This is a genomic window from Pseudomonas sp. SJZ131, assembly GCF_007828705.1.
Lineage (GTDB): Bacteria > Pseudomonadota > Gammaproteobacteria > Pseudomonadales > Pseudomonadaceae > Aquipseudomonas > Aquipseudomonas prosekii.
On the sequence record NZ_VIVC01000001.1, the window covers coordinates 1,139,447 to 1,149,564 of the forward strand.

The 10,118-nt window shown below is 60.7% G+C and carries 8 protein-coding genes; 4 read left to right on the forward strand and 4 right to left on the reverse strand.

Going from position 1 to position 10,118, the window contains the following annotated elements:
• Positions 1–178: 178 nt before the first annotated feature.
• Positions 179–2,176 (reverse strand): alpha-1,4-glucan--maltose-1-phosphate maltosyltransferase, encoded by a 1,998-nt coding sequence (locus FBY12_RS04815; protein ID WP_145251598.1) that lies wholly within the window; start codon positions 2,174–2,176, stop codon positions 179–181.
• 229 nt (positions 2,177–2,405) lie between these two features.
• Here FBY12_RS04815 and FBY12_RS27615 point away from each other — a divergent pair, with 229 nt between their 5' ends.
• Positions 2,406–2,570, forward strand: a complete 165-nt coding sequence (locus tag FBY12_RS27615) for a hypothetical protein (protein ID WP_167370453.1) — start codon at positions 2,406–2,408, stop codon at positions 2,568–2,570.
• Between the two features lie 45 nt (positions 2,571–2,615).
• Here FBY12_RS27615 and FBY12_RS04820 read toward each other — a convergent pair whose 3' ends face one another.
• Positions 2,616–3,134: an MgtC/SapB family protein gene (locus FBY12_RS04820; protein WP_121734071.1), complete on the reverse strand. Its 519-nt coding sequence runs from the start codon at positions 3,132–3,134 to the stop codon at positions 2,616–2,618.
• A gap of 123 nt (positions 3,135–3,257) precedes the next feature.
• Here FBY12_RS04820 and FBY12_RS04825 point away from each other — a divergent pair, with 123 nt between their 5' ends.
• From FBY12_RS04825 to mapR, 3 genes are all read left to right on the forward strand, one after another.
• Positions 3,258–3,497, forward strand: coding sequence for a DUF3203 family protein (locus FBY12_RS04825; RefSeq protein ID WP_145251600.1), 240 nt, complete (start codon positions 3,258–3,260; stop codon positions 3,495–3,497).
• 207 nt (positions 3,498–3,704) lie between these two features.
• Positions 3,705–5,135 carry a cytochrome c oxidase accessory protein CcoG gene (ccoG, locus tag FBY12_RS04830; protein WP_145251602.1) on the forward strand — a complete coding sequence of 477 codons (1,431 nt, stop codon included), beginning with the start codon at positions 3,705–3,707 and terminating at the stop codon, positions 5,133–5,135.
• Between the two features lie 449 nt (positions 5,136–5,584).
• Positions 5,585–6,994, forward strand: coding sequence for a GntR family transcriptional regulator MpaR (mapR, locus tag FBY12_RS04835; RefSeq protein ID WP_092280791.1), 1,410 nt, complete (start codon positions 5,585–5,587; stop codon positions 6,992–6,994).
• A 164-nt stretch (positions 6,995–7,158) separates the two neighbouring features.
• On the opposite strand, the gene FBY12_RS04840 is transcribed toward mapR, so the two are convergent.
• Together FBY12_RS04840 and FBY12_RS04845 are read right to left on the reverse strand one after the other, a co-directional pair.
• The gene (locus tag FBY12_RS04840) at positions 7,159–7,905 is read right to left on the reverse strand and encodes an SDR family oxidoreductase (protein WP_121734074.1); all 747 of its coding nucleotides are present in this window, start codon (positions 7,903–7,905) and stop codon (positions 7,159–7,161) included.
• A gap of 129 nt (positions 7,906–8,034) precedes the next feature.
• Positions 8,035–10,116: a bifunctional diguanylate cyclase/phosphodiesterase gene (locus FBY12_RS04845; protein ID WP_121757203.1), complete on the reverse strand. Its 2,082-nt coding sequence runs from the start codon at positions 10,114–10,116 to the stop codon at positions 8,035–8,037.
• Positions 10,117–10,118: the final 2 nt, after the last annotated feature.

The window sequence follows — 10,118 nt, forward strand, 5'->3', positions numbered from 1 at the left end:
TCCTGCTGAATTCAAAATTAACGCTGAGCCGTGCACTCCCTTGTGGCGAGGAGTCGTTGTAGCGAGGGGGCTTGCCCCGTTCGGCTGCGAAGCAGTCGCAATCCTGATAATTCGGTGTGACTGAAGGAACAGCGAGGGCCGCTTGGCAGCCCAACGGGGGCAAGCCCCCTCGCCACAGTCAAGAGGTCGTAATGCGCCAAATCCCGAACGGCAGGTGTGCCGGGTCGAGTCGCGTGGTCTGGTACTTGCCGTACCAGGTCCAGCGATGGCCGCTCATCAAGTCTTCGCCCTGGGTTTCTGCATCATCCGGCAGACCCATTTCCCACAGCGGCAACTCGAAACTCGCTTCCTGCACGTTGTGCGGGTCAAGGTTGACCGCCACCAGAATAAAGTTGCTGCCGTCGGCGCTGCGCTTGCCGAAGTACAGAATGTTGTCGTTCCAGGCGTTGTAGATCTTCAGCCCCAAGTGCGTGTGCAACGCCGGGTTCTGCCGGCGGATGCGGTTCAGCTGAGCGATCTCGGCGATGATGTTGCCCGGCGCATTGAAGTCGCGCGGACGAATCTCGTATTTCTCCGAATCGAGGTATTCCTCTTTGCCCGGAATCGGCGCCGACTCACACAGCTCGAAGCCCGAATACATGCCCCACAGGCCCGAGCCCATGGTCGCCAGCGCTGCACGAATCAAGAAACCGGCGCGCCCGGATTCATGCAGAAACGCCGGGTTGATGTCCGGCGTGTTGACGAAGAAATTCGGCCGATAACATTCGGCCCACGGCGACTCATTCAGCTCGCTGAGGTAGGTCGACAGTTCGTATTTGGTGTTGCGCCAAGTGAAGTAGGTGTAGCTCTGCGAATAACCGACTTTGCCCAGGCGCGCCATCATTGCCGGGGTGGTAAAGGCTTCGGCGAGGAAAATCACTTCCGGGTGCAACGCGCGCACGTCGGCAATCAGCCATTGCCAGAACGGCAGCGGTTTGGTGTGCGGGTTATCCACGCGGAAGATCTTTACGCCCTCCTCGACCCAACCGACGACGATGTCGCGCAGCTCGACCCACAGACTCGGAATCGCATCGGCGGCATAGAAGTCGACGTTGACGATGTCCTGATATTTCTTCGGCGGGTTTTCGGCGTATTTGATCGTGCCGTCGGGGCGCCAGTTGAACCAGCCCGGATGCTGCTCCAACCACGGGTGATCCTGGGAACACTGGATGGCGAAATCGAGGGCAATCTCCAAACCGTGCTCGGCGGCCGCGACCACCAGACGCCGGAAATCTTCGCGTGTGCCGAGTTGCGGGTGAATCGCTTCGTGGCCACCCTCGGCGCTGCCGATTGCGTACGGGCTGCCCGGATCATCAGGGCCGGCGGTCAGGGAATTGTTCGGACCTTTGCGGAAGCTGCGGCCAATCGGATGGATTGGCGGGAAGTACAGGACGTCAAAACCCATGTCCTGAATCATCGGCAGTCGCGAATGCACGTCGTTGAACGTGCCGTGACGTGCCTTATCGTCGGTAATCGAGCGCGGAAACAACTCGTACCAACTGGCGAACTGGGCGATTTCGCGTTCGACATCGAGCGGGTATTCCTGGCTGATGCTCAGATAGGCGCGATGATCAGCCTCAGCCATCAGGTCGGCGCTACGTTGGTGCAGGAACAGCGCAATCTGCTCGGTTTCGAGCAGCGCCGACAGCTCATGGTGCAGGCCGGCCAGTTGCTCGCTGAGCTGACCTTCGGTGCGTTCGCTGGCGTGTTGCACCATCGTCCGGCCTTCCTGCAGCTCCAGGCTGACCGGGACGCGGGCGCTGTGTTTCTTTTCCAGTTCGTAGCAGAAGCTGGCGAATTGATCGATCCAGGCTTCGATGCAGAACAGATGACGACCCTGGCGCTCGACGCGGAACTGGCCTTGCCAGCCGTTGTTGCCGAGTTCGCCCATGGTTTCGCTGTGCCAGGACTCTTCGCCCTCGGCGCGCCAGCGAATGCGCACGGCGAGTTTGTCGTGGCCGTCGGCGAAGACCTTGCTGGTCACCACCACGTCCTGGCCAACCACGGCTTTGACGGCGAACTGGCCGCCATCAAGGGTTGGCATGGTGTCTTCAATCGCTATGCGCGGCAATAAAAGCGCCTGCGACAGCGGCATGTGCGGGTTGTAACTGAGTTCGGTCGGTTTTTCAGCGATCATCGAGCATCTTTCCTTTACGCCCCAAGGACGCTCACGTGGCTAATGTTCATCCTCACGGGGCGGTCGGCCCGGAATGAACTCACTTAAGTTCCGAGCGACAGGCCTCGGTAAAGTTCACGCAGATTTGCGCGTGCATCGGTTGGAATCAAAACCTTGAACCGCAGGTCAACAGATCAGGTTGAAGAGAACCAAGCACGACTTACGCCATGTGCCACCAGGAGGCTTCACGATGACTATTCCCATCCCCGCTGAAACGCCTGATCCGAACATCGACACCCCGACCATCCCCGACACCGAACCGGCGCCGGTTCCCGAGCAAGAGCCGCCCGGCACCACCCCGCCACCTCGCCAGGATCCGCCGGACACCATGCCGCCGGTGATTGTCACCGAATAATCGCTGACCGATCGTTCCCCTCCGCGTGGGAACGATCGGTTCACATCACGGTTCGCGATTTTCTTTTTCGCTGTGATTGCGATCCAGCAGCCGCACCACAATTGGCATCAAACTGAAAATCCCCAACGCCAGTATCGTGCTCAGCACCGCCGTCGCTTCGCGCCCCATCCCCGCCGAGACACCAATCGCAGCAGTCATCCATAACCCGGCAGCCGTGGTCAGCCCTTGCACCTGGCCGTCCTCGCCATCGGTGTTCTTCAAAATGGTCCCGGCGCCGAGAAAACCAATCCCGGCAATCACCCCTTGCAACACCCGGCTCATGGCATCGGCCTGCGATCCGGACATTTGTGGCACCAGCACAAACAGCGCCGCGCCCAACGCCACCAACATGTGCGTGCGCACCCCGGCAGCCTTGCCCTTGTGCTCGCGTTCAAAACCGAGAATCCCGCCAAGCAACGCCGCAATCACCAGGCGCACGGTGATTTGCGTCAGTTGTTTTGCGTCGCCAATGTCGGCGAACTCCGCTTGCAGCGTTACCCAGACTTCATGCCACCAGGCATCCATGACGCGGTCCTTGTGTAATTTCAGATAAGGCATGGACCGCGCCGACCATTAATCGGTTGCACAGAACGATGCTCGTCGCTTGCGCACTAACGTTTTAGTTTCCGCCGAAAAAAGGACATTCCCATGACCGTGCGCACCGACCCCGAAACCCAGGCCTGCTTTTTCACCCTCGATAATGGTGAAGAAATTCGCCTCGGCCCCGACGTCACCGTCATCACCGATTCGGAAAAAGCCATGTCCGCCGTCGAGCTCGATGGTCGACGCATTTACGTTACCGAACGCGAAGCCGATGCATTGACCGTAGCAGGCGCAGTTGATGGTCGTCGGCATTTGAAAGCCACCGACGGTGATTCGGTGATTTGACTGACACACATCAACAAACTCCGCGAGCGCCTCAGCTAGGCGCTCGCAGCCCGCTGCCACAGGTGGATCGTCCGGTGCATCAAGTTGTCGCAGGGGCGTCGCAAAATTCCATCTGATCCGCTTTTTATTGCAATGCCTGAGTCTGTTCTGAAAACAGATCGCCGCTCATAGTGCACCGGCCTGATGGAGGCTGATGAGCGAACGACCATGAGCGAAAGAATTCCCGTCCGAACCGTAGAGAGCGCCCCGGCAGTCCAGCGCTATGAGCCTTCGCGTCCAAAGATGAAGGTCAAGTCCAGCGACAACCTGATCCACACCCGCAGCTTCACTGGGCTGTTCCGCAATTTGCGTATCAGCGGCGCCGGCGTGCTGTTTCTCGCATTCTTCGGCACGGTGTGGCTGAACTGGGGCGACCGCCAGGCGGTGCTCTGGGACCTCTCGGAAAGCAAATTCCATATCTTCGGCGCAACCTTCTGGCCGCAGGATTTCATTTTGCTCTCGGCATTGCTGATCATTGCCGCGTTCGGTCTGTTTGCGATCACCGTGTTCGCCGGCCGCGTCTGGTGCGGTTACACCTGCCCGCAGAGCTCGTGGACGTGGCTGTTCATGTGGTGCGAAAAAATCACCGAGGGTGAGCGCAACCAGCGGATCAAACTGCAAGCCGCGCCGTGGAGCCTGAACAAATTCCTCCGCCGTTCGGCCAAACATGCGTTGTGGCTGAGCATCAGCCTGCTCACCGGGTTGACCTTCGTTGGCTACTTCACGCCGATCCGGCCGCTGGCCGAAGAGCTGCTGACCTTGCAAATGGCTGGCGTCAGCCTGTTTTGGGTGATCTTCTTCACCGGCGCCACGTACATCAACGCCGGTTGGCTGCGCGAAGCGGTGTGCATGCACATGTGCCCGTACGCGCGGTTCCAGAGCGTGATGTTCGACAAGGACACTCTGACCATTTCCTACGACGTGGCGCGAGGCGAAAACCGTGGCCCGCGCAAACGTGATGTGAAACCGAGCGACGTCGGCCTGGGCGATTGCATCGACTGCCAGGTTTGCGTGCAGGTGTGTCCGACCGGCATCGACATCCGCGACGGTTTGCAGATGGAATGCATTGGTTGCGCGGCGTGCATCGATGCCTGCGATTCGATCATGGACAAAATGGGTTATGCGCGAGGCCTGATCAGCTACACCTCCGAGCACGAGTTGCAGGGCGGTAAAACCCATTTGCTGCGACCTCGGCTGATCGGCTACACGGCGGTGTTGCTGGTGATGATCGGTGCGCTGGCGCTGGCGTTGGTGGAACGGCCGATGGTTTCGCTGGACGTGACCAAGGACCGTGGCATGTTCCGCGAAAACAGCGCCGGCCAGATCGAGAACATTTACAGCCTGAAAGTCATCAACAAGACCCAGCAGCGTCAGGATTATCGCGTGAGTCTGGTCGATGGCGAGGGTTTCCAGTTGCAGGGCAAAACCGAGCTGAGCCTGGCGCCGGGCGAGATTGTCGATGTGCCGGTGTCGGTGGCGATGACCACGGAACGCCCGAGCAGCAGCTCGCAGACCATCAGTTTCAGGATCGTCGACAGCGACGAACCGGACATCTACAGCGTGGCGAAGAGCCGCTTTGTTGCGCCGATGAATCGTTGAGCCTTTACAATCCACCCCTCACCCCAGCCCTCTCCCCAGAGGGGAGAGGGGGAAAGGGAGCCGAGCTTTGTGCTTTTCAAAACCTGCGTTCAGCGCGATATCTCAGGTCGATGTCACTTGAAACAACACCTCGGTCAGTCCCCTCGCCCCTTTGGAGAGAGGGGGAAAGGGAGCTGACCTTTTTGCATTTCAAACCTGCGTTCGGCGCGATATCTCAGGTCGATGTCACTCGTAACAACAACTCGGTCAGTCCCCTCGCCCCTTTGGAGAGAGGGGGAAAGGGAGTCGACCTTCATGCTTGTCAAACCTGAGTTCGGCGCGATATCTCAGGTCGATGTCACTCGCAACAACAACTCGGTCAGTCCCCTCGCCCCTTTGGGGAGAGGGTTAGGGTGAGGGGCAAATCCCCCCGGACACCCCCACCCAACCACCCGGCAACAAGGCCCCCGATGAAACGCTACGAAAAATTCGCCGATGACATCGCTGAACTGATCCGCTCCGGAGTGCTTGGCCCCGGTCAGCGGGTGCCGTCGGTGCGCTACGCCAGCCAGACTTACGGGGTCAGCCCATCCACCGTGTTTCAGGCCTATTACCTGCTGGAACGCCGAGGCCTGATCCGTGCGCGGCCGCGTTCCGGTTACTTCGTCAACACCCACGCGCCGAGCCCGTTCTGCGAACCGGTGATCAGCAGCCAGGTCAACGAATCCACCGAGGTCGACGTCAGCGAACTGGTGTTTTCGGTGCTTGACTCGATCAAGGACCCGAACACCGTGCCGTTCGGCTCGGCGTTCCCCAGCCCGACACTGTTTCCATTGCAGCGGCTATCGCGCTCGCTGGCCAGCGCCGCGCGGGAGATGGACCCGCGCATGGTGGTCACCGACATGTCGCCGGGCAACCCGCAACTGCGTCGGCAAATCGCCCTGCGCTACATGGTCGGCGGGCTGATGCTGCCGATGGAAGAGCTGCTGATCACCAACGGCGCGCTCGAAGCGCTGAACCTGTGCCTGCAAGCCGTCACCGAACCCGGCGACCTGGTGGCCATCGAAGCCCCGGCGTTTTACGCGAGCCTGCAAGTGCTGGAACGGCTGAAGCTCAAAGCAGTGGAAATTCCCGTGCACCCGCGCGACGGCATCGACCTCGGGGTGCTCGCGCAAACGCTGGAGCGCCATCCGATCAAGGCCTGCTGGTGCATGACCAGTTTCCAGAACCCGATGGGCGCGACCATGCCCGAAGCGAAGAAGCAGGAATTGGTCGAATTGCTGCGCAGCCACCAAGTGCCGCTGATCGAGGACGATGTATACGCCGAGCTGTATTACGGCCAGCAAGCGCCGAAACCGGCGAAGGCGTTCGACACCGAAGGGCTGGTGATGCATTGCGGTTCGTTCGCCAAAAGCCTCGCTCCCGGTTATCGCATCGGCTGGGTCGCGGCCGGGCGTTATGCACAGAAAATCGAACGGCTGAAACTGATGACCTCGCTGTGCGCCTCGATGCCGGCACAAGCGGCGATTGCCGATTACTTGCAACACGGCGGTTACGACCGGCACCTGCGCAAACTGCGTTACGCCCTGGAAGAACAGCAAAGCGCCATGCTCGCGGCCATCGCCCGGTATTTCCCGGCGCAAACCCGCGTCAGCCAACCGGCCGGCGGCTATTTTCTGTGGCTGGAACTGCCGCCGCAGATGGATTCGTTGAAGTTGTTTCAGATGGCGTTGGCGCAGGGCATCAGCATCGCGCCGGGGCCGATTTTTTCACCGACGCAACGCTTCAGGAACTGTATTCGGCTGAATTACGGCAGCCCGTGGGATGAGGCGGCGGAGAAAGCGATGGAAACGCTGGGGCGGATCGTGCGTTCGTTCTGAGTGTGTTGTGTTACCTGGTCAATGGCTATCGCGAGCAAGCTCGCTCCCACAGGGGCTGAAGGTGTTCACAAATGATGTGTTCACCAAAAACCACTGTGGGAGCGAGCTTGCTCGCGATGGCGTCAGACCGGACAGCCCAGTTCCTCGGGCTTAGCGTCTCGGGACTAGCGCCCTCCGCCCAAATCGACAAACGTCCCGGTCGCGTACGAGGCTTTGTCCGACAACAACCAGACAATCGCTTCCGCCACTTCATCCGGGCGCCCGCCACGGGCCATCGGGATGCCCGATTCCAGTTTGCTGACCCGCTCCGGGTCGCCGCTCAGGGCGTGGAAATCGGTGTAGATGTAACCCGGGCGCACCGCGTTGACGCGGATGCCCTCGCCGGCGACTTCCTTCGACAGGCCAATGGTGAAACTGTCCAGCGCGCCTTTTGACGCGGCGTAATCCACGTATTCATTCGGCGAACCCAGGCGCGCCGCCACCGACGACACGTTGACGATGCTGCCGCCCTGCCCGCCATGCTTGGGCGACATGCGCAGCACCGCGTGCTTGGCGCAGAGGATCGGCGCCAGAACATTGGTCTTGAGAATTTTGAGGATACGGAACTCGGACATTTCGTCGACCCGCGACTTGTGCCCGACGGTGCCGGCGTTGTTCACCAGCGCGGTGACCCGGCCCAGTTCGGTGTCGACACGGTGGAACAAGGCGACCACTTCGTCTTCGATGCTGACGTCGGCGCGAACCGCGATGGCCTGTGCGCCGAGGGCTCGGACTTGCTCGAGCACACGCTGCGCCGCTTCTTCGTCCGCCAGGTAATTGATGCAGATGCGATAGCCCTGCTCAGCGGCCAACAGCGCCGTGGCGGCGCCGATCCCACGGCTGCCTCCCGTGATGACCATGACTTTTTCCATGCTGACGATCCCCCGAATTCAAGCTTAAGCAGTCGGCGCCAAGAATAACCGCCCTTCGCCGCTTTTGCATGACCTGCATCTATGAGGATGCCGACGCTGACGCAGGAAATCGCTCGCCACGGGATGGTTTCAACCTGCCTGCAATTGCTCGCCACGGTGAATGTCGGCCATGAAGCGTTCGGCCGGCAGCGGATGGCCGAGCAGGTAACCCTGCAGCGAATCGCAACCCAATCGGGTCAGGAAATCCTGCTGCACGCCGGTCTCCACGCCTTCCGCAACAATCCGCAGACCCAGCGCCTGACCCAGCGCGACAATCGCCGAAACAATCGCCGCGTCATCGCTGTCATGCTCCAGATCGCGGACAAACCCGCGATCGATCTTCAGCTCATTGGCCGGCAAGCGCTTGAGGTACATCAGGCTCGAATAACCGGTGCCGAAGTCATCGATAGACAGGTCGACGCCCATGTCCGAGAGTTCCTGCAGCACCGTCATGCTTGCATCGGCGTCGCTCATGGCGGTGGTTTCGGTGATTTCCAGAGTCAGGCTGTTGGCCGGCAAATGGTGGGTGGCCAAAGCTTTGGCGACACTCTGCACCAGCCCCGCGTGACAGAACTGCAACGCCGAAAGATTCACCGCGATGCGCCAATCGGTGTAACCCAGCACATACCATTCGCGCATCTGCCGGCAGGCTTCGTTGAGCACCCACTCGCCAATCGGAATGATCAAACCGGTCTTTTCCGCCAGTTCGATAAACTTCGCCGGCAGCAGCATGCCCTGGGTTGGATGCACCCAGCGCAGCAACGCCTCGGCGCCGACCGGGCGCCCGTTGCTGGCATCGAACTTCGGTTGGTAATACAGGCGAAATTGCTGCTGATCCAGCGCCGCGCGCAAGTCTTGCAGCAGTTGCAGTTGCTTGCGCGCGTTGCTGTTCATCGACGCGTCGAAGAAGCTGTAGCCGTTTTTGCCCGCACCTTTGGCGTGGTACATCGCGGCGTCGGCGTTCATCAGCAACTCTTGCGCGGTGTGGCCATTGCCGGGAAACATGGCGATACCGAGGCTCGCGGATATTTGCAGATCGTGGTCGGCAACCTGGAACGAGCGCGCGATCAGCTCAACCTGACGCGACGCCAGGTTCAGCGCATCGCTCGGCTCGACGAGGCGCACCAGCAGGACAAATTCGTCACCGCCAATCCGCGCCAAGGTGTCCTGACTGCGCAAGTCTTCGCGCAAACGCATGCCGACTTCGCGCAACAACTGGTCGCCCATGTGGTGACCGAAGGCGTCGTTGACCGGTTTAAAGCCGTCGAGATCAATGAACATCAGCGCAAAACAACCGCCCTGCTCCTGAACTTTGGACATCGCCTGCTCGATCCGGTCGGCCAGCAGCATGCGGTTCGGCAGCCCGGTCAGCGGGTCGTGCAGCGCCAATTGGGTGAGTTCGCGGTTGGCCACGGTCAGCGAATGCGCGAGGTCGGCAGTGCGTGCTTCGAGGCGTGCATCAAGAATCGACGTGAGCAAAGCAATGCTCAGCACCGCCAACGTGGTGATCAGCACCAGATTGTCCAGACCTTTGCCGCTCAAGCCGCCGATTGCAGCGCCGCAAAAGCTGCCGTCCGGGAAACGCGCGGCGGCCATGCCGGTGTAGTGCATGCCGACGATGGCGAACCCCATGATCACCGCCGCGCCGCCACGAATCAGACCGACATACGGCGTGTGCTGGCGCAGGCGAAAGGCAATCGCCAGCGCTGCCGCCGAGGCACCAACGGCGATCACCAGTGAGGCGCCGAACAGCGTCGGGTCGTAATCGATGCCCGGCTGCATAAGCATGGCGGCCATGCCGGTGTAATGCATGGCGCTGATGCCGCTGCCCATCACCAGCGCGCCGAACGCCAGTTGCCAGACCGGCAGTTTCGGCTGGCTGACCAGCCACAAGGCAAAGCCGCACGAGAGGATGGCGATGGTCAGTGACAGCGCCGTGAGGGCGAAGTCGTAGCCGAGGTCGATCGGCAGATTGAACGCGAGCATACCGATGAAATGCATCGACCACACGCCGATACCCATCGCCACCGCGCCGCCGGCCGTCCATAGATGCACGGCGCGACCCTTGGTCGTGGCAATGCGGCCAGTCAGGTCCAAAGCGGTGTAGGAAGCAAGAATCGCCACGCACAGCGAGATCACAACCAGGGTGGGAGAGTAGGTGCCGATGAGCATGG

What these genes read in the sequence shown, in the direction of transcription:
- FBY12_RS27615 (WP_167370453.1), top strand. Translation starts at nt 2,406, where the DNA reads ATGACTATTCCCATCCCCGCTGAAACGCCTGATCCGAACATCGACACC.
- FBY12_RS04840 (WP_121734074.1), bottom strand. Translation starts at nt 7,905, where the DNA reads ATGGAAAAAGTCATGGTCATCACGGGAGGCAGCCGTGGGATCGGCGCC.
- FBY12_RS04815 (WP_145251598.1), bottom strand. Translation starts at nt 2,176, where the DNA reads ATGATCGCTGAAAAACCGACCGAACTCAGTTACAACCCGCACATGCCG.
- FBY12_RS04825 (WP_145251600.1), top strand. Translation starts at nt 3,258, where the DNA reads ATGACCGTGCGCACCGACCCCGAAACCCAGGCCTGCTTTTTCACCCTC.
- mapR (WP_092280791.1), top strand. Translation starts at nt 5,585, where the DNA reads ATGAAACGCTACGAAAAATTCGCCGATGACATCGCTGAACTGATCCGC.
- FBY12_RS04845 (WP_121757203.1), bottom strand. Translation starts at nt 10,116, where the DNA reads ATGCTCATCGGCACCTACTCTCCCACCCTGGTTGTGATCTCGCTGTGC.
- ccoG (WP_145251602.1), top strand. Translation starts at nt 3,705, where the DNA reads ATGAGCGAAAGAATTCCCGTCCGAACCGTAGAGAGCGCCCCGGCAGTC.
- FBY12_RS04820 (WP_121734071.1), bottom strand. Translation starts at nt 3,134, where the DNA reads ATGGATGCCTGGTGGCATGAAGTCTGGGTAACGCTGCAAGCGGAGTTC.